Annotated in this window: 17 protein-coding genes and 1 pseudogene; 13 read left to right on the top strand and 5 right to left on the bottom strand. The window is 70.6% G+C overall.

Annotated features, from left to right (window positions below; all coding sequences use genetic code 11):
* Nucleotides 1-708: 708 nt before the first annotated feature.
* Complete coding sequence (locus tag IH54_RS40800) at nucleotides 709-2,367, bottom strand: serine/threonine protein kinase (RefSeq protein WP_043183290.1); 1,659 nt, start codon at nucleotides 2,365-2,367, stop codon at nucleotides 709-711.
* Nucleotides 2,368-2,568: 201 nt separating this feature from the next.
* Between IH54_RS40800 and IH54_RS0136670 the strand changes: the two genes are divergently transcribed.
* On the top strand, nucleotides 2,569-3,363 hold the full coding sequence (locus IH54_RS0136670) for an FHA domain-containing protein (protein ID WP_052398280.1): 795 nt from the start codon (nucleotides 2,569-2,571) through the stop codon (nucleotides 3,361-3,363).
* A 56-nt stretch (nucleotides 3,364-3,419) separates the two neighbouring features.
* Here IH54_RS0136670 and IH54_RS42230 read toward each other — a convergent pair whose 3' ends face one another.
* From IH54_RS42230 to IH54_RS0136655, 3 genes are all read right to left on the bottom strand, one after another.
* On the bottom strand, nucleotides 3,420-3,653 hold the full coding sequence (locus tag IH54_RS42230) for a hypothetical protein (protein WP_159012313.1): 234 nt from the start codon (nucleotides 3,651-3,653) through the stop codon (nucleotides 3,420-3,422).
* A 32-nt stretch (nucleotides 3,654-3,685) separates the two neighbouring features.
* Nucleotides 3,686-6,106, bottom strand: a complete 2,421-nt coding sequence (locus IH54_RS0136660; protein ID WP_159012311.1) for an ATP-binding protein — start codon at nucleotides 6,104-6,106, stop codon at nucleotides 3,686-3,688.
* Nucleotides 6,107-6,188: 82 nt separating this feature from the next.
* Nucleotides 6,189-6,947, bottom strand: a complete 759-nt coding sequence (locus IH54_RS0136655) for a Crp/Fnr family transcriptional regulator (RefSeq protein WP_052398279.1) — start codon at nucleotides 6,945-6,947, stop codon at nucleotides 6,189-6,191.
* 173 nt (nucleotides 6,948-7,120) lie between these two features.
* On the opposite strand from IH54_RS0136655, the gene IH54_RS0136650 reads away from it, so the two are divergent.
* Genes IH54_RS0136650 through IH54_RS0136630 form a run of 5 tightly spaced genes read left to right on the top strand, consistent with a single transcriptional unit; the run spans nucleotide 7,121 to nucleotide 11,284 of the window.
* Entirely contained in the window at nucleotides 7,121-7,873 is a 753-nt protein-coding gene (locus IH54_RS0136650) for a hypothetical protein (RefSeq protein WP_031525373.1), read from the top strand.
* Complete coding sequence (locus tag IH54_RS0136645; RefSeq protein WP_031525372.1) at nucleotides 7,870-8,286, top strand: hypothetical protein; 417 nt, start codon at nucleotides 7,870-7,872, stop codon at nucleotides 8,284-8,286. Before IH54_RS0136650 ends, IH54_RS0136645 begins: the two co-directional genes overlap by 4 nt.
* Nucleotides 8,287-8,315: 29 nt before the next feature.
* The gene (locus IH54_RS40795) at nucleotides 8,316-9,476 is read left to right on the top strand and encodes a protein phosphatase 2C domain-containing protein (protein ID WP_043183288.1); all 1,161 of its coding nucleotides are present in this window, start codon (nucleotides 8,316-8,318) and stop codon (nucleotides 9,474-9,476) included.
* Nucleotides 9,473-10,618: a hypothetical protein gene (locus IH54_RS0136635; RefSeq protein WP_159012309.1), complete on the top strand. Its 1,146-nt coding sequence runs from the start codon at nucleotides 9,473-9,475 to the stop codon at nucleotides 10,616-10,618. Before IH54_RS40795 ends, IH54_RS0136635 begins: the two co-directional genes overlap by 4 nt.
* Before the next feature lie 15 nt (nucleotides 10,619-10,633).
* Nucleotides 10,634-11,284 (top strand): vWA domain-containing protein, encoded by a 651-nt coding sequence (locus tag IH54_RS0136630; RefSeq protein WP_031525369.1) that lies wholly within the window; start codon nucleotides 10,634-10,636, stop codon nucleotides 11,282-11,284.
* A 1,096-nt stretch (nucleotides 11,285-12,380) separates the two neighbouring features.
* On the opposite strand, the pseudogene IH54_RS47435 reads toward IH54_RS0136630, so the two are convergent.
* A pseudogene (locus IH54_RS47435) lies at nucleotides 12,381-12,485 on the bottom strand (flavin reductase family protein); the annotation flags it as partial.
* A 383-nt stretch (nucleotides 12,486-12,868) separates the two neighbouring features.
* Here IH54_RS47435 and IH54_RS0136625 point away from each other — a divergent pair.
* The 7 genes from IH54_RS0136625 to IH54_RS0136590 all read left to right on the top strand — a co-directional run bounded on the left by IH54_RS0136625 (nucleotide 12,869) and on the right by IH54_RS0136590 (nucleotide 22,892).
* Nucleotides 12,869-13,429, top strand: coding sequence for a GrpB family protein (locus IH54_RS0136625; protein ID WP_052398278.1), 561 nt, complete (start codon nucleotides 12,869-12,871; stop codon nucleotides 13,427-13,429).
* A 732-nt stretch (nucleotides 13,430-14,161) separates the two neighbouring features.
* Nucleotides 14,162-15,976: an ABC transporter ATP-binding protein gene (locus IH54_RS0136615; protein ID WP_063762443.1), complete on the top strand. Its 1,815-nt coding sequence runs from the start codon at nucleotides 14,162-14,164 to the stop codon at nucleotides 15,974-15,976.
* The gene (locus tag IH54_RS0136610) at nucleotides 15,973-17,766 is read left to right on the top strand and encodes an ABC transporter ATP-binding protein (RefSeq protein ID WP_031525366.1); all 1,794 of its coding nucleotides are present in this window, start codon (nucleotides 15,973-15,975) and stop codon (nucleotides 17,764-17,766) included. Before IH54_RS0136615 ends, IH54_RS0136610 begins: the two co-directional genes overlap by 4 nt.
* A 1,327-nt stretch (nucleotides 17,767-19,093) precedes the next feature.
* Nucleotides 19,094-19,807 (top strand): AfsR/SARP family transcriptional regulator, encoded by a 714-nt coding sequence (locus IH54_RS0136605; RefSeq protein WP_324607853.1) that lies wholly within the window; start codon nucleotides 19,094-19,096, stop codon nucleotides 19,805-19,807.
* A gap of 43 nt (nucleotides 19,808-19,850) precedes the next feature.
* On the top strand, nucleotides 19,851-20,615 hold the full coding sequence (locus IH54_RS0136600) for a thioesterase II family protein (RefSeq protein WP_031525364.1): 765 nt from the start codon (nucleotides 19,851-19,853) through the stop codon (nucleotides 20,613-20,615).
* 151 nt (nucleotides 20,616-20,766) lie between these two features.
* Nucleotides 20,767-22,668: an HAD-IIIC family phosphatase gene (locus tag IH54_RS0136595; RefSeq protein ID WP_031525363.1), complete on the top strand. Its 1,902-nt coding sequence runs from the start codon at nucleotides 20,767-20,769 to the stop codon at nucleotides 22,666-22,668.
* Nucleotides 22,665-22,892, top strand: coding sequence for an acyl carrier protein (locus IH54_RS0136590; RefSeq protein ID WP_031525362.1), 228 nt, complete (start codon nucleotides 22,665-22,667; stop codon nucleotides 22,890-22,892). The genes IH54_RS0136595 and IH54_RS0136590 overlap by 4 nt, the downstream gene beginning before the upstream one ends.
* Nucleotides 22,893-22,951 lie beyond the last annotated feature (59 nt).

Below are 22,951 nucleotides of genomic sequence, written 5' to 3'. Positions count from 1 at the left end.
TCAACCATCGGCCCCTTCACCCCCAGAGCCGCGGCGAGTCCCGTCACCGCGGCTCCCCACAGCTCGGGGATCAGTCGGTGGCCATTCCTCTGCGCCGGACACCAGCCCGACGCTGGGATATTGCAGACCAGTTCCAATGAGCTACACCATTTCCACGGACGCAGCCCCGGGTCATGCTGCCTGGTGCCGTTCTGCCTGACCACAGCGCCTGTGGCCGGTCAACCGAATACTCTCTCGTACTACGTCGTCCAAAGGCGTCCGGCCACGGACTGGCCACGGGAGACACCGGATGCCCCGCACCCCGGGGTTGTCGCCCCTCTACAGGAGGCGCCTGCTATGGGTTACTGAAGGACACCCGCCTGTGGCCGGATCAACCGACGGCGCGGAGTCGTTCGAGGAGTTCGCCGACTTCTGCTGTATCCGCGTACTGCGAGACGACCTCCCGGTCGCCCCCGGCGCCGCCCACCTCTTCGGGAGCCCGGCGCCCTGGAGGAGGTCACCCGTGCGGCGCGCGACTGGTCCACCGCCCACATGGCACCGGCTGGTGCAGGCCGATGAGTACGCCGTCCGGGACCGGACCCAGCAGCTCAACGGACTGCCAGGCCACGCGTTTCCGGCGGATGGTCGGCGGGTCGGCCAGTGGCTCCGAGCCCGCTGGGATGCAGCCGGTCGGGGCACCTTGCGCCCCTCAGCGGCTCTCCCGGTTACTCACTCCTCCACCGGGGTGTGGCCGTGCATGGCGAAGCGGGCGGAGCACTGCGTGCCGGACGCGTCGTTCGCGTTCCAGACGCAGATCCACATCGTGGTGCCGACGTCCGAGACGAAGTTCGTCTTCGCAGCGCCCCAGGAGGCATGGAAGCCGTACGCGACGCCGTCGCTGCGGTAGAGCATGGCATTGCAGGTCTGGCTCAGGGAGGTGTTGAGCACGCCTGCGAGCTCGCCGGATCCGTTGTCGTCCAGCCAGGCGGAGCAGGCGGCGTCGTTCCCGACCCAGCTGGTGTCCGCTTCGGAACCCTTGACCTGGTCCGGGTCTTCGTTGCCGCTGATCCCGGCGATCTGCCGTGCGGTGGGGCGTGCGGCGACTGCGGTGGATGCGGTAATGGCGGGGGCCGACGGCTTGGTGGGCGCGCCGTCCGGCGGGGCGGTCGTGTGCGTGCCGACCGGGACGCCTGGGGTCAGGGTCAGGGTCGGGGGCGCGGACTCGGCGGTGGGCGAGGCCGGACGGCTCGGGTTCGCGGAGGACGCCCGCGTCGTACCGGCCACAGGTTCGACGGTCGCCGGTGATCTGCCGGGTGAGTGGGCGGTGCCCTTCTGCGAGGGTCCGGACGGAATGAGCAGGAACGCTGCGCCAGCAGCGACAGCGAGCACTACGACGGCCAGGAGCAGGCGTCTGCGCGGGCGGCGGGGTAACACGGGGATCGTGGGCAGGGTCCCGGCCTCCGTCGACCCCGGAGGGTCCGCGGCATCCGGGGGGCCCGCAGCCAGGTTCGGCGGCGGTACCGTCTCCAGCTTGCCGACCGGCGTCGTGGCGAAGGCACGTCGCGAGGCGATGCGCGACATGACCTCGGAGGGCCAGGACGGGGGCGGAACGGACGGGTGCGCGCGGACCGCTTCCACCACCTCGCCGGCGGTGGGGCGGGCTTCAGGCGCGGCGGTGAGGCAGGACCCGACCACAGCGGCCAGGCTCGCGTCCACCGCGCGCAGCGGCTCGACGTCGGGGACGGCCCCAGGCGTGCGGCCCGAGGCCGCGTAGAGCAGCAGCGCCCCGAGCGCGTAGACGTCCGCCGGCGCGTCCACGTCCTCGTCCCCGGTCTGCTGCTCCGGCGCCGAGAATCCCTGCGTCCCGTAACCCCCGCCGCCCCTGGTGAGCCTCGTCTGGTCCGCTGCGCGCGCGATGCCGAAGTCGATCAGCCTCACACCGTCGCGCACCAGCATGACGTTGCCGGGCTTGACGTCGCGGTGCACGATGTCGAGCGCGTGCACGGCGCGCAGTTGGGCGGCTGCCTCAGCCAGCAGAAGCCACAGCGCCTCGACGGGCAGCGTGCCGCGCAGCCGGACCGCTTCGTCCACGGTGAGTCCGGGAATGTACTCGGCCGCGAACCAGGGGCGTTCGGCCGTGCCGTCGCTCGCCAACACCCGCGGCCCGACCCCGACCGGCACGCGGTAGAGAATGCCCACCTCGCGCTCGAAGCGCTCGCTGGAGACCAGCCGCGGCCGCACGCGCTTGACGGCGGCGTAGCCCTTGTCCGACGCCCCGAGGTAGACCTCACCCATGCCACCCGTGCCGAGCAGGCCGATGATGTTGAAACTGCCGATCTCCCGGGGATCGTCCGGGCCGAGCTGTTCGGCGATCGTGCTGTCCATCATCAGCGGTTCCTCGGCTGCTCGCGCTCACGGCGGGCATGTCGTCGCCCAAACCGGGGCCACACGATACGCGTTGGCGGCGGACGCGCGCGGCCGACGTACAGGACCCACACATTTCCGATATCCGCGCGCCGAATGCGGCGGGAGGACCGGTCCTCGCAGTGCGCTCATACACTGGCGCGACCCGAGCCGGAGGTCTGTGAAATGAAGTCCGGAAACTTCCCACCCCAGATACTGCCGCCGGGGAGTCCCTCCGGCAGGGTGCCCTCGGCGCCGCCCGGCACGATCTTCGTGCTGGGTCCGGAAGGCGGGTACGCCGTGCCGCCGCGCCGGTACACGCTGCTGTTCGGGCGCGACCGCGAGGACGTGCATGTGGCAGTCGGTGTCGACGACCCGACCGTCAGCCGCCGGCACGGCGTATTCACCTGCACGGGTGTGGGCGGCGAGTGGTGGCTGGCCAATACCGGCAGCCTGCCGATCGAACTGCCCGACGGAGCGCTTATGCTCACCGGCCACAAGCGGATCATCGCATCCGGGTACACCCCGCTGGTGATCAACTCGTCCAAGCAGCGTTCGCACCTGGTGGAGGTCCGCGTCGTCGACCAGGACGACCGGCACCCGCGCGCCACGAGCAGTGCGAAGACCGTGGATCCCGAGACAGTCTACGAACTCTCCCCCCAGGAGCGACTGGTGCTCACCGCGCTCGCCCGGCGCTATTTGGAGGGCCACGACACCTTCCCACTCCCGCTGACCTGGGAAGAGACTGCCCGTCTGGCCAACGCCTCGCCTTACGCCGCCAAGTCCTGGACCTACAAGTCGGTCGCGAACACGGTCGAGGACGTACGCGAGCGGCTGCACCGGCGGGGCGTGCGCGGGCTGCTGCGCGACGAGGTCGGCGAACCGGTCGGCTCGGTGCTCAGCGTCAACCTGATCAGGGAACTGCTGAAGACTGCGACACTGAACACCCAGGACCTGGAACTGCTGGCCGAACGGGACTGAGCGGAGCACGGCGCTGCGTGCCCCGGCCGAACGTCGGCCGAGGCACGCGGCGTTGCTCAGTCCCCGGCGTCACCGGCGATTTCGCGGGAGGGTCCGGAGTTGTAGGTGACGTGCATGGTCCCGTGTTCGACGGCGAAGACGGACCCCTGGCCCTCCGCGGAGTTCTGCTGGTGCGGTTGGGAATGCCCGGGGCAATGCGTCGTGCTCGTCACGTGGTTGTCGTCGCCGACGACGAAGGTGCCGGAGACGTCTCCGACGTTGATGTCCCGGTGTCCGGGTTCCGTAGGCATGTTCGGCCTCTCGTGGGCGGGTTGCAGGGAGGTCATTCGCCGCAGTCGGTGTCGAGGCTGTCGGCGGCCGAGAGCATCGCAACGCCCTGGCTCGACGTGTCGAAGTCGGTACCGCTCGGGGAGTCCGCGTACGACTGGTACAGGCTCTCCATCTGCTGGACAGGGGTCAGCATGCTGTCGAGGTCCGTTTTCAGGGAATCGTCCTGGGCCTGTGCCATGGCCTCCTGCAACGTGGAGTCGATGGCGCTCAGGTCGTTGATGACGGTGCTGACCTGGGAAAACACCGTGCTGGGGTCGGGAGGGGCGTACGCCTGGCCCGCGTTGTAGTCGTCCATGGCGCTGTTGTACGAGGCCATCGCGTCGGACGCGCTGGAGGCGTCGGCGCTGAACTGCCCGATCCCCGGCGGCAGGTCCGAGATCAGGGTCGCGCAGACGGGATCGACGGAATCCGGGGTGTCGTAGGCCGGGTCCTGCGTACCGACGTATTCCTGGTCCAGCGTGTCGACGACGGTCGGTGCGGCGACGGGGGACGGGTCCGGCCGGTGGTTCTCGTACGCCGTGACACCCACGCCGAGCACAGCTACGAAGCCGAAGGTGCAGGCGACGGCGAGTGCCGACATTCCGCCCTTGGCACCCACCGCAACGGTGGTGGCCGCCGTGTGGGCTCCGCCGGTCGCCGTCGTGGTCGTGGTTGCGGCATGCGACGACGGGGAGAGAGACGTGTGCGCGTGCGAAAGATCGACCCGCGGCCGGATCTGTGCAGCAGTGGAGTGCGCATTGGCCACATGGGTCGCGGCCTGCGCGTGCTGGGCGGGCTGGGAGAGGTCGAACACCGGCCTGGCGGCGGCCGTGGGCAGGTGAGCCGCAGCGGCGGACGTGTGGACCGCGGTATGCGCGGCGTTGGACACGTGGGCCGCGGTATGCGCGGCGGTCGACGTGTGAGCCGCGGCGTGCCCCTGGACGATTGCGGAGGCCGGATGCGCGACGGTCGACGCCGTGTGGGCGACCTGTTGCACGGCCGAATGGGCCCGCAGCGCGAGGAGTTCGTGCACCAGCACACCCGCCTCGACTACCAAGCCCGCCTTCAGTGCAGCCCGGCCGATCGCCCGCTTCCGGGTGTCGGCCTCGCGCACGAAGAACTCCTCGCCCTGCGTGTCCTCCGCGCTCCTCGCCGCCGACCAGCCGGCTCCGAGCAGGCAACCCCACGCGTCGAACTGCCGCGAGAGCGCCAGCTTGGGCGAAGCGGCGCGGACCAGCGCCACGCCGAGCTCCGGGTGTCCCCTCTGCTCCGCCCGCACCACCGCGACGTCCAGGGCCTGGAAGTGTGCCGCGACGTCGTCCGGGGTGGTGCCCCTGGCCCGGACCCACTCGGTGAGCTCCCGGCAGAGCCGGTCGGCGGGGAACTCCGTCCCCCGGCTCGTCAGCACGTACTCGGCGACATCCGGCGGACAGCTGTAGCCGGTCTCCGAGGCGAGCAGCAGGCCGCGGCGCACCAGGCTGTCGGCGACCGCGTCGCTGTCCGGATGTCCGAGCAGATCGTTGAGATGCCGGGCGGCCAGCTCGGCGCCGGACAGCGAACCGAGCAGGTGCATCAGGTCGTGCTCCCGCGGCTCAAGCCTCCTCACCAGCGCGGGAATCAGCTCGGGGAGCTGGGTGACACCCGGCAGGCCCGCTCCGCCCGCTGCCGACGAGGCGATGCGCCGCAGCTGGAGCGGGCTGCCGTCCACCACGTCGCACAGCGCGTCCACGGTCGACGCCTCGTCGGTCCGCAGTTCGCGGCCGAGCAGCGTCGCCACCAGTTTCGCCGCTGCCGGGGCCGTGAGCCCTTTGAGCTGGACCGCCTGGACGCCGTCGACCGCGGACAGCTGCTGCGAGGTGAAGACGAAGGTGGAGTGCTGGGCCAGGTCGAGGAGCCGGCGTAGGTCCGTCCCGTCGAGTCCGGTGTCGTCCAGGTAGATCCGCAGCCGCAGTTGCTTGAGGTGCTCCTTCAGCACCTCGGGCGACGGCTTGTAGTTCGGGGCGTCGAAGCTGATGTCGAAGATCGCCTGGGCGATGTCGTCAGCCGTGCGGCCGCCGGCTTCGATGTAGGCCACCCCGTCGGCCCCGCGCGGCAAGGTGCGGGCGAGGTGGCGCAGCAGCACACTCTTGCCGATGCCGGACGCGCCCCAGATCTGCACCAACTTGCCTGCTCGGACGGCTTCCTGCAGCACCCGCAGGTCCTCGTCGCGTCCGATCAGCGGATCGGCGGCGGAGCGCGGGAGCTGGGAGATCGGCTGGCGCTTGACCGGAGCGGGCAGCGGTCCGGCGTGCACGGTGACGGTCGAGCCGTACTCGGCGTTGAGGTTGAGTGCGAGGTGGTTGACGGTGTTTCCGCTGCCCACGATCATCATTCCGGACACGTTGTCTGCCCGGACCGGGCCGGATGCGTCCTGAGCTCCGCTGTTGTCTGCCATCTTGCTTCCTCGTTTTCTCCCACGCGCGGATCCCCGGCGCCCGGTCAGGCTGGCACCGGCTCGTCGCGCGAACCCGGTGCTTCTACGTGATTGGCGAAGTCCGCCGGCGATCCGGCGGCACGGCTGCGAAGCCCCCCGGCGGGGCGGCCTCGGCGGCGATCCGGGCGAGGTGTTCGAGGTCGAGGATGGTGATCCTGCGGTAGCCGGTCACGATCACGCCCGACGCCCGCAGCGCGCGCAGCGCCTTGTGGATCGACGACTCGGCAGCACCGACCAGGGTGGCCATCTCCGGTTGCGACAGCGGAAGCTGGGCGTCTCGACGGCCGGGAAGCCGGTAGGTGACGGCCAGGTGGTACAGGATCCTGGCGAGCCGCCCGAGCACGTCGCAGCCGGTGAAGTCGACGATCCGGCCGGTTGCCGTGCGCAGCTTGGCCACCACGCTCGCCCCGATCGCCTGCCCTACGGCAGGGTGCTGCCTTGTGCACTCCAGCAGTTCGGAGCGCAGGATGTAGCGGGCCAGCACCCTGCCGCAGGCGGTCACGGTGCCGACGCGCGGCTGACCGTCGATTCCGGCGAGTTCCCCCACCAGATCCCCGGCCATCCGCACGGCCAGCAGCGCCTCGCGGCCGTCCTGTGCGTGCGCGGTGACCTTCACCGTGCCGCCGAGCAGGAGCAGCGCGAAGTCCGAGGTGTCGGCCTCCCGGATGGCGATCTGGCCGGCCGGGTAGACCACACGGTGGCCGAGCCCGAGCAGGATTGCGCGGTCGGCCTCGTCGACCCGGCCCAGCAGCCCGGTCGGCGGCCAGTAGGACGCGGTCCGGCGAACCGGTGTGTTGCTCATCGGCCGTACCTCTCTTCCTCGTCCGCCCGAAGCGGCACAAGCGGTATTAGTAGCGGTTCTCCGCCGGGACCCCTCCTCTACGATCCCGTCAACCATCGGGAACGGCACCGGAGAACCGGGAAGTCGGCGAATCGGTGCGCGAATTTCGGCCCCGTCGTGATCGCGGAGGGATTGTGAATCCGAGGTATGAATACCGGGCGCTGCTGGCGTGCGACATCGCGGACTCCGCGGGCCGCGGCGAGCAGCGGCTGCAGGAGATCCGCAGGGTTCTGCGTTCCGCGTTGTCCGACTCCCTCGGTCTCGCGGACCTGGACGCCGCGGACTTCACCTACGTCGACACGGGCGACGGCTGCCAACTCGTCGCCCCTGCCGGACTGTCCAAGGCCAGGCTGCTGCACCCGCTGCTGCCCGAACTGGGCACGCGGATCCGCGGGCACAACCGGCAGGCCCGCCAGGACGCCCAACTGCGGGTGCGGGCGGCGGTGCACGCGGGGGAGATCCGGATCGACCCGGAAGGCACCGTCTCCGGTGCCCCCTTCGAAGCGCTGGCCCGGCTGCTCGACTCCGCACCGCTGCGGAACGCGGCCCTCGCCGGCACCACCGGTACGCCGGTGGCCGTGATCCTCTCGCAGCACTTCTACGAGGAGGCGGTCGGTCACGGCTACGAGGGGCTCGACGCCGACGCCTTCACAGCAGCAGACGTCCGGGTCAAGAAGTACGCCGCGCAGGGCTGGCTCTGGTACCCGGGCAGCCCCGTAGGGCCGCGCGCCGATTCCGGCGGGGAATCCCACGCCGGCGAAATGCCTGCAGAACCCGGGCGGCGGAACGTGGAACAGATCGTCCAGGCCTCGGGAAACAGCACAGCCTTCGCCGTCCTCCGCGGCAACCAGTACGTCCGCCACAACGACCGGGGTACGCAGCGATGAACGAAGAACTCGCGGAAATCGCCGTGAGCGGCGCCGCCACCCTGGTCGCCGCCATGGGCACCGACCTCTGGCACGAGGCGAAGAGGCTGATGAGCGACATCCTGGCGCGAGCTCGCAGCAGTCGGCGCAACGAGCTGTCCGCCGCACTCGATCAGCCGTCGACCGCGCACAGGGGGGCGGTCGACGGCGCAGCCGTGGGCTACTGGGCCGAGGCGCTGTCCCAGCTGCTCGACCGGAACCCGGCTCTTGCCGGGGACGTCATGGCGCTGGCGGCGCTGCGCACCCCGGAAAGGCCGGACGTCCAGATCCAGGTCAATTCCGCGACCCACTCGGGTGAGGTGTTCGCGGTGCAGCACGGTAGTCAGCACTTTGCTTCCGGGCCGGACTCCCGCGGTTCCGGGGCGCGCTCGTGAGGCGGGCCGACAGCCGGCAAGGCGGCCTCATGGACGGGTGGGTGCGGGCGGTGCTGCTCGTGGCCGTCGTCGTCGGAGCCTTCGTCGAGGTCAGCACGCCGCACGAGCACTATGGCCGGCTGGTGAACGCGTTCGCCCTCGCCGCAGTGGGTGTCGTCGGCACGGCGGCGACGCTGGGGTACGGAGCCGCCGCGACGCCCGCCCGGCACCGGGACCGCCCCGAACCGGAGCCCAGGCCCAACCCGCCGGTCCCGGCCGTACCGGCAGCGGCGCCGCCGCAGGCCCGGCCCGCGGCCCCCCGGCCGTTCCTGCGCGAGCGGCCGACCGACCTGAGCGTTCCTCGTTTCGGCGAGGGCGCCCGCGCCCAGGGCTACCCGTGGCTGCTGCCGGAGCGCACGGTGCAGAACGGGATCGCCGCCGACGAGGCCGTGGTCGGCGCCTTCAGCATCCGCGCGGCGTCCGTCGTCGGGCCCGGCCACCGCTGCGGCCAGCCCGCCGAACCGCGGCAGGATTCCTACCGGATCGGGCGGAGCCGGGACAGCCGGTACGCGATCGTGGCCGTGGCCGACGGCCTGTCCAGCGCGGCCTGGTCCGACGCCGGCGCCACCACCGCCTCCAGCCAGGCCGTCACCCTGCTGCGTGAGCAGTTGGAAGCAGTGGGCTTTGACGGGCTCGACATCAAGAGCCTGTACAGCCGGATCGCGGAATCTGTCGCCGCGCACGCCGCCGGACGCGGCGTCGGCACCTCGCACGTGGCCACCGTGCTGATCACCGCGGTGTTCGCCGAACCGGACGCGAACGGCATCGCGAGGGCCTGGGTCTCGTGGCTCGGCGACAGCTCGGCCTGGACGCTCGACCCGCGCGGCCCGCTGTGGCTGTTCTCGTCCGGCGAGCCGAAGGACCGCACGTCGGCGGTGGTCTCGAACGAGGTCACCGGGCAGTTGCCGGACACTCCGCAACTGGCCAGGGGCCACTACGTCACGCTGCCTCCCGGCGCCGCCCTCGCCCTGGTCACGGACGGGATCGGCGACGCGTGGGCAAACCCGGAAGGCAACGTCAACACGTACTTCGCGAATGCCTGGCGTCTGCCGGTCCCTGCAACGCGGCTCATCGCCGACGTCGGCTTCGACGCGCCGCAGTGCCTTGACGACCGCACCGCGGTCGTGGTGTGGAACGGAGCACGGACATGACAGCACCCGATCTCACCGACGGAGCCGGTGGCAAAGGCAGTGCCAACGGCGGCGGTCCGGCAGCCGATCCATGCGGCTGGACATTGCCGCGGAAGGTGAGCATCGGCGATCTCGGACCGCTCGGCGAGTCGATCTCTGAGCACAACGGCCAGGCAGTCGCCGTGAAGCCGCTGACGGACCATCCGGGCTGGCTGGCCAAGCTCTACCGGCAGGACCAGCACCCGGACGACGCCTCTCGGCTCGACCTGCTGATCTCGGCCCCCGGCACCCTGCCGGAGGCGGACCGTGCCGCCCTTTACACCGGGACGTGCTGGCCCACGGCCCGGATCCACGAGCCCGGCAACCCGGCCGTCGGCTGCGTGATCCCGGTGGCACCCGAGCACTACCGCTCCGAGCTGCGGCGCGGCACCTTCAGCGAGCGCCGCTTCGTGGAGGTCGACTGGCTGGCGAAGTCCGACGACTCGATCCGGGGGATCGGGCTGCCGAGCCCAGGCGCGAAGGGCAGGCTCGCCGCCTGCCGCCGTCTCACCGAACTCGCCGCGATCCTGGAGACCTTGGGCCTGGTCTACTCGGACTGGTCGTTCTCCAACGCCTTCTGGAGCCCGGACCAGCACTCCGTCTACCTCATTGACGTCGACGGCTGCCAACCCGAGAAGATGCCCGACCTCCACCAGCCGAACTGGGCCGACCCGCTCACCCCGCAGGGCACCGACGCGGACAAGTACACCGACCGCTACCGGCTCGGACTGCTCGTCGCCAAATGCATGACGGGCCAGCGCGATGCCCGCGTCTTCCACACCATCGCCGGCTCCCCCTGGGGGGAGCAGCCCGCAGCTTCGGAGGTCCTGCTGGACATGCTGCTCGCGACCGACCGCGAACAGCGGCCCTCAGCGGCCCAGTTACGCCAAGCCCTCAACGGCGGCCCCTATCTCAGGGCCATGCCCCGTCCGACCCGCACCGAACTACCGCCACTGGCCCCGATCGTGCAGGCCCCCACCAGCACCGAGCGGGCCGAGAAGAAGAAACCCGTGCCGAAGCCCACCGGCAAGACATCCAAGCCCGAGGACACCACGCAAGAGGGGTGGGTTCTCGTCCTCATCCTGGCCGCGATCGTGATCCTCGTCCTCGCCGCCCACCACTGACTCAGAGGTGCACCCATGTCAGACTGCCTGCCCACCTATGTGGTGATCGACGCGTCCTCGTCGATGAAGCCGCACGAAGCGGTGCTCAACGCGACCCTCGCCCGTCTGCACTACAACCTGGCGGTGAATCCTCGCGTCTCGGAGTTCGCCCGAGTGTCCGTGGTCGCCTTCTCCACCGACGTGCACGTGGTGATCCCGATGTCGGACATGGAGCAGGTGCCGGCCATGCCCGAGGTGATCTGCGGCGGGCGCACGGAGTACGGCAAGACCTTCGACCGGGTGCGGCAGTGCATCGAGCAGGATGTCCGTGACCTGCGGTCGCAGAACTTCGGTGTGCTGCGACCGACCGTCTTCTTCCTCACCGACGGCAGTCCGACGGACGCACACTGGCAGAACTCCTTCCGCACGCTGGTGGACAGGAAGTGGCCGCGCCACCCCCACGTGATCGCCTACGGCTTCGGCGGCGCCAACCGCGCAGTGCTGGAAAAAGTGGCGACCAAGGCCCTGTTCATCGCCGACGGTTCGGACACCGAGACGGCGCTGAGCGGAGCGATCTCCGGCCTGCTCAACACCCTGATCGCCTCGTCGAGGAGCGGTCACATGGAGATCGCCACCAATGTCACCGGCTTCGAATACGTCCAGGTCGCCCAGGAGTTCGTGGACTGATGACCTACGCCGACCCGCGTTTCTCAACGCCCCGCGCCCTGCGTGCCTCCGCAGGCCTGACCGCACTGGCCGTAGCGCTGCTCACCAGCGGCGCTGCAGTCGAGGTGATGGGCAATCTCCTCATCCCCTCGGCAAATGGAAGCGGAAGCGCCCCTCACGTGACACCGGCAGCGCACCCGCCAAACCGCCCCACCCCGACACCCTCAGCCTGCGTCCCGACCCTGACCTCCCCCTCTTGCCTACCGACAACCATGCCCACAGCCCACGGCTGGGACGGGCCGGGCGCAGCCCAAGATAGAGCCCGCGCCCCGGATCTGCCGCACTGATCGATGTACCTCAGGCCCGAAAAGTCACGCTCGACGCCTTGTAGGAAGTCGACAGCACTTCAGCCTCGCGTGGGTCGAGTCCGGGCAACGCCGTCGCCCGCTTGCTGCACGCATGGCCACGGGATGGCCACCGGGTCCAAACCCAGAGCACAGGCCAGAAGACATTCAACGAAAAGTCACAGGTCAGAGCGCCGCATCGAGTAATCACCGCTGACGATCAACCGGCGACCCACGCATTGCGATTCGCAGGTCGCGCGTGTCCGGTTGGCCCGAATTCCAAGGCCAACGAATGCAAAAACCCCAGGTCATGGCCTATGCGACCTGGGGCTTCGTGGAGCCGCCTTCGGGATTCGAACCCGAGACCTACGCATTACGAGACCGTAAGAGTTCGTGCTACGCGGTGCCTGGTCGTGCTGCCTGATGCTGTCCTGCCTGATCAGAGCACATCCGGCTCGTTGGCCCGTGCTGCCGCGTATCGCGTCGTCCAGAGGCGTCCGGCCACCGGTCGGCCACCGGAGGCGCCGGATGCTTCGTGCATCAGGGCTGTCGTCTTTGGACAAGGGGTGGTTGTGGCCGGGTGCGCGTGTCTGCCGGGAGGTAGGACTCTGACGCGGCTTGCAAGAAGTTTCGGCCTGCGCCGGTTCGGCGATACGAGTCTTCCCTTCGGCAACAGGCGTTCCCGTCGGTTGGCTCCGCAGAGACCGCGGCTCCGACCTCGTCTGCACCGATGGGGCTCTGCCCTTCACAGACGTCGTCGGCGCAGCGCCCGTCGCCGCCGCGTCAACAGCGGAGATGGGCCTGGGCACCACGGTCGCCGTGAGGAGCCTGTAGAACGCGTTCCGGCCGAGCTGCTCAGGATCGAAGTCGATTCGCATGCGCCCCAGTATCCCGGCGGGCGCGCGCGAGCCTAACGACGGATCGCAGCACGGCCAAACCCGGTGTTCTCCGGAAAGTGCCCGGTGCCGAACGGCACGAGCACCGGAGCTGAGCTGCACGAACACGACCCCGTCCCCCTCTGGGACGACCTGGTGGTCCCGCCCCAGGCGATGGGCCGCGGCGTCACCCTCAACCTCTTCGACCAGCTTCGCCCGGATCCACCGGGAGAACCCCGGGTCGATTCAGTGCACCTGGCCCGAGTTGCGCACGCCCCGGCCGACGTCGGCCGGTCTCACGTCAGCGATCCTTGCAACTCGGTACGCGACAGCCAGGGAACTCCGAGGGATGCGACGGGCTTGGCGATCCTGCGAAACTGCGGGACATGACTGACATGATCGTGGTCAGCGACTACCACCCCGGATGGCCCGAGCGGTTCGAGGATCTGCGGCAGCGCCTGGCACCTCACGTCGCCGGTCTGGCTGTGTCCATCGAGCACGTCGGCAGTACGGCCGTGCCCGGGTGTGCCGCCAAGCCGATCATCGACCTCGACATCGTCGTGTCCGAGGAGTCGGTCATGCCTGAGTTGGTCTCCCGGCTCGCCGGGCAGGGCTACCGGCACGAAGGCGATCTGGGGATTCGGGGACGGGAGGCGTTCCAGGCCCCTCCTGCGTCTTCCGGACATCATCTGTACGCCGTGGTCGCGGGCTCGAAGCCCCACCTTGATCACGTCCTGCTCCGCGGTTACCTGCGTCAGCGGCCCGATGAGGTCCGGCGCTACAGCGCCTTGAAGGTGGCCTTGGCACACCGGTTTCCTGCCGACAGCGAGGGCAGGGCGGCCTACTCGGCGGCGAAGAGCGCCCTGGTGGAGGAACTGGTCGCGAAGTCCTACGCCGCTTGGGCCGCCGGCGCCTCGGGACGTGAGGCGGACCGCACGGGGTGGTGATGTTGTGACGCATTACCGAACCCGTGCGGCCTTGTCCCGTCCTGCCCTCTGCGTGCGCGGGCGGCGCAGGGCCGGACCACGAACTGGTCTTCACCGACCGCATCATGGTCACCGTGGTCCACCTGCGCCTGCCGGCTGCGGCACGCGGCGCCCGCCGAGCCGTACGGCGTGACCCGCCCTACCGTCACCCCCGCCGTCCACGGGATCCGCCCACCGCTCACCGGCCCAACTGGTCAAGGCGGCCGAGAACCCCCGCTCCACACTCGACCTGCCCCCCGGATACGCCACGCCGATGCCGGACCGCGACGCCGCCGTGTTCACGGCGACGGGACGCCGTCGGGCAGCGGCGGGCGGCCCGCCAGGACGAGCCGGGAGCCCGCCGCGTCCAGTGCCTGGGCGTAGTTGACCACCTGCGCGGTGGTACGCGTCGGTGAGGAAGGCGACGCCGACGAGGATGACCGCGGCCGCGTGCTGCTCGCGCAAGAGCCGGACGAGGTCGTCCTCCCGGCTCACCTCGTCGTGGGTGCGCAGACCGGGCTCAGCCTGCCGCGGCGCGCGGCCTCCTCTCCACGCCGGCGGCCAGGTGCTCGCTTCCCCGACCCGGGCCGACCGGTCACCTCCCCGCAGGGGACCCGGCCGTAATGGAGTTGCGGCGGAAGGCGTTCGACATGAGCATCAGGGCCTTCCCGAGCGGTCGGAGGGGCTGTGGGTCTGACTATTCGTGAGCGGTGGATGCTTCTGCTGCCGCTGCGAGACGCCGGCGGTCCGCTGCTCGTCGGTTACGTCCTGCTCGCAGTGGTGGAGGCCATGGTGCCCGCTGCCACAGCGGTCACCATGGCCTTGCTGGTCTCGCGGCTCGGTGCCGGCAGCAGCGGTGAGGTCTTCGCCGCCGCCCTGGAGCCCCTGCTCGCCTTCGGCGCGGTACTGCTCGCCGGGCATGTCGTCGATGCCCTGGCGGAGCCGCTGCGGTTCGTCGCCCAGACCCGGATGGACGGTGCGCACCGGGCGCGCATCGCCGGGCTCGCGGCAGGCAGCCCCACCATCGGGGCCTTGGAGCGGCCCGAGGTACAGGAACAGATCCGGCTGGCCCGCGCCGACCCGGACAACTGGACCGAACGCACTCCCGGCCAGGGCGCCCTGGCGCAGGTCGGCGATTTCGTCCGCGTCCTGGGCATCACCGCCTCCTGCCTGGTACTGGCCCGCTACGCCTGGTGGCTGGTCCCGGTCGTGCTTCTCGCCGCGGTCGCAGCCCGGTCCATCGGATACCGGCAGGGCCAGGCCTTCATACGTCTGTGGCAGGCCGGCACCCCGCACGGACGCCGCGCCTACATGTGGCAGGAGGTGCTCACCAAGCCCGCGGAGGCGAAGGAGGTGCGTGTCTTCGGCTTCGCCGAGTGGGCACTGCAGCGCGAGCAGCAGCACATCCACGGCATGTTCGACCCCGCGTGGGCGGCGACCGTGCGCCACCTCAACCAGCAGTGGACCAGACTCGCCCTGACGGTGGCGGGCCTGGCCGCGGCCTATGCCCCGGTGGCTCTGGACGCCGCCCACAGCCGGACGACGGTGGCGGTCGAGACCGCGGTGTTCGCGGCGGGCTGGTCGGTGTTCACCGCGCTCGACAGCTACGGCTGGCGCGACAGCATGGGCGCCCTGCCGGTTCTTCACGCGGCCCGGAAGCTGGAACAGCAGCTGCGGGCTCCCGCCGCCCCACCCGGTGCGACCCCCGCGAGCCGGCCTGCGGAGGCGCCCCTGGTCCGCTTCGAGCAGGTGGAGTTCGCCTATCCCGGCACCGCACGCAAGGTCCTCCAGGGCCTGGACCTGGAGATCCGCCCCGGCGAGCTGCTGGCCGTCGTCGGCCTCAACGGCGCCGGCAAGTCCACCCTGATCAAGCTGCTCTCCTCGCTGTACGAACCCACCGCCGGCCGGATCACCGCTGACGGCACCGACATCGCCGAACTCGGGCCGGCCGCCTGGCGACGCCGGGTCTCCGTCGTCTTCCAGGACTTCGTCCGCTACCACCTCACCCTCGCCGACAACGTGACGCTCGGGCAGGCCGACGGCACCGCCCCCGACCTCGCCCGCGCCGAGGCCGCGGCCCGCGACGCGGGGCTCGACGAGGTGCTGGCCCGGCTGCCCGACGGCTGGGCCACTCCGATGGCCCGTTCGCGTACCGGCGGAGTGGACCTGTCGGGCGGCCAGTGGCAGCAGGTGGTGCTCGCCCGCGCGCTGTACGCGGTACGCAGCGGAGCCCGGCTGCTGGTGCTGGACGAGCCGACCGCGCACCTGGACGTGCGCACCGAGTTCGACGTCTTCTCCCGGCTCGCCGCGCACCGGGGCGGCAGCAGCGTGGTACTGATCTCCCACCGGCTGTCCACGGTCCGGCAGGCCGACCGCATCGTGGTGCTCGACGGCGGCCGGATCACCGAGTCCGGCACCCATGAGGAACTGATGGCCTTCGGCGGCTCCTACGCCGGGATGTTCACCCTCCAGGCCGAGCGCTTCGTCGCCGGCTTCGACGACCGCATCCAGGAGGGGGACCTTCGGTGAAGCGCTATCTGGCTCTCTGGGCCGAACTCTTCAGGCTGTCCTGGCGGAAGGAGCCACGGCTGGTCGGCGGCATACTGGCCGCCCAGACGGCCGCCGTGGCCGCCGTCGCCGCCTCCGCCCTCTGCCTGCGCGAAGCCGTCGACGCGGCGCTCGCCCACCGCTCGGGCCCGGCCGTCGCAGCCGCCCTGGGCGCGGCGCTCGCCTACGGTGTCACCTGGTTCCTTCGCGGCGCGAGGGGGAGCCTGCGGATGCTGCTGGTGGAGAAGGTCGGGCTCACCGATCTCCACCAGCAGATCCACCGGGACATCGCCTCCGTCGAGGGCCTGGACCACCTGGAGCGGACGGACTTCCTGGACCGCGTCACCGTCGTCCGCGAGTCCGCCTGGGAGATCGCCAGCAGCCTGTGGGCCTCGGTGGACGCGGTGTTCAACGTCATCGAGGTGACCGTCGCACTGGTGCTGCTGGGAACCATGAACCCCTGGCTGCTGTTCCTGCTCGCCTTCGCCGCCGTACCGCTGTGGTTCGACCAGCGCGGCCTGCGGGCGGTGAAGGAGGCCGAGACGGCGACGGCGGAGGCCTTCCGGCTGCAACGGCACCTGTTCGAGCTGGCGACCTCCGCCTCGGCGGGCAAGGAACTACGCGTGGCGGGATCCGGACCCGAGCTGGCCCGGCGCCAGCAGGAGGCCTGGGACGAGGCGATGAGCGGCCGGACCATGGCACGGATCAGCGCCGCGGTGTGGAAGGTGTCGGGATGGGGACTGTTCACCGCGGGCTTCGTCGCCGGACTGGCGCTCGTCGCCCACCGGACGGCCCATGGCCACGGCACGGTCGGTGACATCGTGCTCACCGTCACGGTGGCCAACAACCTGCGCGAGTCCGTGCACCTCACGGTCGTCCGGGCCACCGAAACAGCGGGGGCGAGCCGGCTCATCGAACCCTACCTGTGGCTGCGGGACTGGGTCGCGGTCGACCGCGCCCGGGCCAGGGGCGGCGAGAAGACGCCCAAGGTGCTGCGCGAGGGCATCGCGTTCGAGAACGTCAGCTATGCCTATCCCGGCACCGGCCGGCTCGCCCTGGACGGAGTCGACGTCACCCTGCCCGCCGGCTCGGTGGTCGCGATCGTCGGTGAGTACGGGTCGGGCAAGACGACCCTGGTCAAGCTGCTGGCCAAGTTCTACCGCCCGGACGGCGGCCGCATCACCGTGGACGGCGTAGACCTCGCCGAGCTGGACACCGGGGACTGGCGCTCCCGCTCCAGCGCCGCCTTCCAGGACTTCGGCCGCCTGCACGCCTCCTTCGCCGAGGCGGTGGGGCTCGGCGACCTCGCCCACGTCGAGGACCGCGAACGCATCGCCGAGGCGGTGCGCGCCGCCGACGCCGAGTCGCTGGTGGCCCGGCTGCCCGACGGGCTGGACAGCCAGTTGGGCCGGGAGTTCGACGGTGTGGACCTCTCCGAGGGCCAGTGGCAGAAGACCGCGCTCGCCCGCGCCTCCATGCGCCCTGACCCGCTGCTGTTCGTCCTCGACGAGCCGACCGCCTCCCTGGACGCACCCAGCGAGCACGCCATCTTCGCCCGCTACATGCAACGGGCCCGGGACCTGGCCGCCCGCACCGGCGCGGTCACCCTGATCGTCTCGCACCGCTTCTCCACAGTCACCGGCGCCGACCTGATCCTGGTCCTGGACAACGGCCGACTCGCCGAGGTGGGCACCCACCGGGAACTGCTCTCACTCGGCGGCCGCTACGCCGACCTCTACGCGATCCAGGCCAACGCCTACGCCCCGAGGTGACGTTTCGCTTCCCTCTCGGCTGCGGTACTGCGCTCCGGCCGGCCGCCGGGCTCATGTGTTGCGCCGGGCGAAGTTCTCGGGACGTCTGCATGAACGGATCCCCCGCCCGGCGTGCGGACCCTTCGGCCGGCTGCCTCCTGGATCGCGCCGCGCGTGGCGTCGGCACGGCCTGCCCCGGTACGGCCGAAATTCGCCCCCCCAGCGGCACCGCGGCACATGCGGAACACGGGAAACACGCCGGGCCGCGCCGGCTCGCTCGCCGGTGACGTGGCTCACAGACCGCGGCTGCGCGTACGGCGCCGCCGATATGGCGCGTCGCCCGATATTACGCATTTAATCTCGGCAACTGTCCTGTATCGGGGCACGGCCCACCCGGGCGTTCGACCTTCGGGTACGCCCCGCACGGCGGACCGCGGCCGGGCCCGGTAGAACATGCTCACGAGTGCCGCGAAGAAGCCCCTGGGGGCTGCATCCCATCTCTTGGCCAAGTGCTGGGAAAAGGAGAAGGTAGCCGCCGCACCACGAACGGTATAGTTCCGCCTTCACAACCCCGCCCTCAGCGGCGAGCCGAGCCCACAGGCACCGGCGAAACACGTTCGCACCGGTCCGGAGGTCGATTACCGGACAGCCCTAGACTCGCTTTAGACGCCAATTAGGTGGCCCATTAGGCTGGGCCGATGGTGGCATTCTGTCCGCCGAGCGGTGCATGGCGCCAGAAAACGTCCATGTCACGGGGGAGCACAGTGCACGAGCATGACACCGATGACAAAACGGTAAATATCGACCCGAATCGGCGCAGTGCAGCGCCCAACGGGCGGGAAATTGAGCCAAACGCAGTTCTTATCCACCGCCGGTCGCAACTGGCGCAGGATGGCCCGTTCTTGACAGCCATGCCGGTGTCGCTAGGCTCGATTCCGATATGAAATCCCTCCTGTGGCGTGACGCCATGCCGACCGGATCACGCACTTGCAGACCGAAGGCGCCCAGCCGGCACGCCGGCGACGGCAGGAGGGGCTCCGGGCTCTCCCGGGCGTGAATCCACCGAACAGGCGATCGGCGCAATATGCCGTTCATACATGACGTCGACGGCGCCCGATCTGCGAGTGCAGTCCGATCGGTCACCGGTGACCGCGACGTAACACCGTGCAAACGACCCCGCCCGTGGGGACCATCAATGAAGCGATCTGAAGACCGTTGCAGCCAATCACGGGAGGCTCAACTGTGGCAGCCAGTTGCGAGGGCGGTCGGTCGCGAGAAACGGGGAGGTTCCATGCGTTATGAGATCCTAGGTCCGCTTCGCGTGGTATCGGGTACCGGCGAATTCTCGTTGAGCGCGCGGAAGATGGAGATCCTGCTCGCCACCCTCCTCATCCGCGCCGGTCAGCTCATGTCCGCCGATCAGTTACTGACGGAGCTGTGGGGCGAGGATCCGCCGCGGCGCGCCGACGCCGGGCTCTACGTGTACATCTCCCAGCTCCGCAAGTTCCTCGGCAGCATCACGGAGTCCAACAGCACGATCGTCACCAAGTCGCCCGGCTACGTACTGCACCTGGGGTCGGACGAACTCGACCTGCACGCGTTCCAGAACTCCGCGCGGCTCGGGCGCGAGCAGCTCAAGTCGGGGACTGCGGGCGAGGCCGCAAAGACCCTGGAGTCCGCGCTCGCGCTCATCCGCGGTTCGGTGCTCGGCGGGCTGCAGGGCGGGCCGGTCACCACCAGCTTCGCCACCTGGTTCGAGGAGGCGCGGCTGGAGTGCCTGGAGATGCAGATGGAGGCCCACCTCGCGCTCGACCGGCACCGCGAGGTCGTCAGCCCGCTGTACTCGCTGATCGCCGAACACCCGCTGCGCGAGGCGTTCTACCAGTTCCTCATGATCGCCCTCTACCGGTCCGGCCGGCAGGCGGACGCCATACGCGTCTACAAGCGGGCGCGGGACATCATCGTGGACGAGCTGGGGCTGGAGCCCTGCCGGTCGCTGCGCGACCTGCACCAGGCGATCCTCGTCGCGGACGGCGACGTCGACGTGCGGATCGCCGTCTGACATGCCGGACCCGAGGAGCCCGACGAGTGAGACAGGACGGCCGATGACGACGACACGAGCGGACGACTGGATACGCAGGTTCCACCCCGCCCCCGGCGCCGGCGGAACGCTGGTGTGCTTCCCGCACGCGGGCGGGTCGGCGGGCTACTTCTTCCCGCTGTCACGGGCGCTCGCGCCCGAGGTCGAGGTGCTGGCCGTGCAGTATCCGGGCCGGCAGGACCGCAGGGCGGAGGCGGTCGTCGAGGAGATACCGCTGCTGGCCGCGCGGATCGCGGAGGTGCTGCGCGAGCGGGCGGGCGCACGGCTGGTGCTGTTCGGCCACAGCATGGGAGCGGTCGTCGCCTTCGAGGTGGTGCGGCTGCTGGAAGGCGGCGGTGTCGCGGACCCCTCGGTCGCCGGGATCATCGCGTCGGCGCGGCGAGCGCCGTCGCTCCCGCCGGGGACGGCCGTGCACCTGCGGGACGACGCGGGGATCATGGCCGAGATACGGCGGCTGAGCGGCACCGACGACGCCGTGATCGGCGACCGTGAGCTGATGCTGTCGCTGATGCCCGCGATCCGCGGCGACTACAAGGCCATCGAGACCTACCGGTGCCCGCCCGGTGCCACCGTGGGATGCCCGGTGACGGCCTTCGCAGGCGAAGCGGACCCGGTGGCCACGCCCGAGCAGGTCGCCGCGTGGAGCGGCCACACCACCGGCGCGTTCTCCTTGCGGACCTTCCCGGGCGGGCACTTCTACCTCAACGGCTGGAACGGCCCGGTCGTGCGGGAGATCAGACGGTGCCTGCCGACCGCGGCGGTGCGCTGACGGCAGGGGGCCGGCCTTCAGCGTCGAAGGCCGACCGGCCCCGCCCCTCCCACCGTGGCTAGACACGCAATAGCCCGGGTTTAGAGCCCTCGCCGACCATGAGTGGCCGGCATGCCGATGTCAGCGGATATCAGCAAGGGGTGTGAGCACCATGACAGCAGTCGGGCCGCCGCAGGAAGCACAGGCCTCCGACGAATTCTTCAGGATGTGCCGCGAGGAGCGGCTGACCGAGTGCTACCCGGACGTCGCCGGCCTGCTGGCGGGCATCTCGGGACCGGACTTCCTCCGCGCGGGCCAGTTCCTCGGCCGGCTGGACCCGGAGGCGGTCCTGCGGGCCCATCCCGGAACGGTGGCGCTCACCGTGGCCGTCACCGGGCACGGCACACTGGCGCCCCTGGTGCCGGTGCTGACCGCGGAACTGGCCCGGCACGGCATGCTGCTGCGGCCGGTGGTGTCCGCGTTCGACTCCTACGTCTTCGACCTCGCGGACCCCGGCAGCGCGCTGTACGCGGCCGAGCCGGACGTGACGCTGTGCGTCCTGGACCCGATGACGGTCTTCGACGAGGTACCGGTCCCCTGGCGCCCCGCGGACGTCGAGCAGTGCCTCGCCGCGAAGCTGGCCGTCATCGAGGGCATCGTGGCGACGTTCGAGGCCACGAGCCGCGGCACGCTCGTCCTCAACACCATCCCGCTGCCCCACCGCTTCTCGGCCCAGCTCGTCGACCACCGCTCGCGCGCCGTGCTCGGAGCGCTGTGGCGCGAGGCGAACGCGGGGCTGCTGCGGCTCGCGGAGGGGCACCCGGCCGTCGTGGTCGTCGACCTGGAGCCGCTGATCGCCGAGGGGGTGCCGCTCAGCGATCCCCGGCTGAGCATCTACACCAAGGCGTACCTCTCCCCCGACCTGCTCGCCCTCTACGCACGCGAGGTGGGCCACCTCGCCCGCGCGCTGGTCGGCCGGGGCAAGAAGTGCCTCGTGGTCGACCTGGACGGGACGGTGTGGGGCGGGGTGCTCGGCGACGACGGGGTCGACGGCGTCGAGGTCGCCGAGAGCTACCGCGGCGAGGCCTACCGGGCGTTCCAGCAGACGGTCAAGCAGCTCGGCTCGCAGGGCGTGCTCCTCGCGGTGGCCAGCAAGAACGAGCTGTCGCTGGTGCGCGAGGCGCTGCGCGACCGCCGGGACATGACGCTGCGGGAGGAGGACTTCGTACGGGTCGCGGCGAACTGGCGGCCCAAACACGAGAACCTGGCCGAGCTGGCCTCCGCGCTGAACCTGGGGGTGGACAGCTTCGTGTTCGTCGACGACAACCCCTACGAGTGCGGTCTCGTTCGGGAGCTGCTGCCGGGCGTGACCGTGGTGCAGGTCGACGGCGACCCGGCGCTGCACGTCGGCAAGCTGGTGCGCGACGGCTGGTTCGACACGCGGGAGCTGACCGCCGAGGACAGCACCCGCGTCGAGAAGTACCGCGACGAGCTGGTGCGCAAGGACTTCCTGGACAGCTTCGACTCCGTCCAGGACTACCTCACGGAGCTGAAGGTCCAGGTGCGGCTCGGCCCCGTGGCCGAGCGCGACGTTCCGCGGCTGTCGCAGCTGACCCTGCGCACCAACCAGTTCAACCTGACCACGCAGCGCCTCCAGCAGCCGGAGGTCCGCGCCCTGCTCGGCGATCCGGACCGGCTGGTGCTCTCCGTGCACTCCAGCGACCGCTTCGGCGACAACGGGCTCGTCGGCGCGGTCTTCGCCCGCCGTGACGGGGAGCACCTGCACATCGACAACGCGGTGCTGAGCTGCCGGGTCTTCTCGCGCGGCATCGAGCAGGCGTGGCTGGCGGCGCTGCTGGGCCACGCGCGCGCCGCCGGACTGACCGCCGTGTACGGGGAGTACCGGCCGACGGCGAAGAACGGCATCGTGGCCGGCTTCTACCCGCGCTACGGCTTCACCGAGGCCGGACCGGCCGACGGGGGCGGCACGCTCTTCCGCCACGACCTGCGCGAGCCGGTGGAGATTCCTGACCATGTGACGCTTGACGAGAACATCACGGGAGGCCGTGCATGAACACCCTCGACGAATTCGTCTCGGTCATACGCGACGAGCTGGGCCTGCCGGTCACGGTCGACGACGCCTCGCGCGGCTTCGACGAGCTGCCCGGCTGGGACTCGGTCCACCTGGTGTGGCTGCTGTCGGTGCTGGAGCGCCGCACCGGGCGCAGCGTCTCGCTGCCCGACGTGCTCGAGGCGCGCGACCTGGCGGGCATCTACTCCGTGGTCAGCGCCGCCTGACAGCGCACACGCCCGTGGGGTGCCGGCCGATGCGGCCGGCACCCCACGGTTGCGTCCGG

Origin of the sequence: Streptomyces sp. NRRL F-5123 (genome assembly GCF_000721495.1) — a bacterium.
In the GTDB taxonomy this organism is placed as follows: Bacteria; Actinomycetota; Actinomycetes; order Streptomycetales; family Streptomycetaceae; genus Actinacidiphila.
This window is presented reverse-complemented; position numbering and strand designations above follow the sequence as displayed.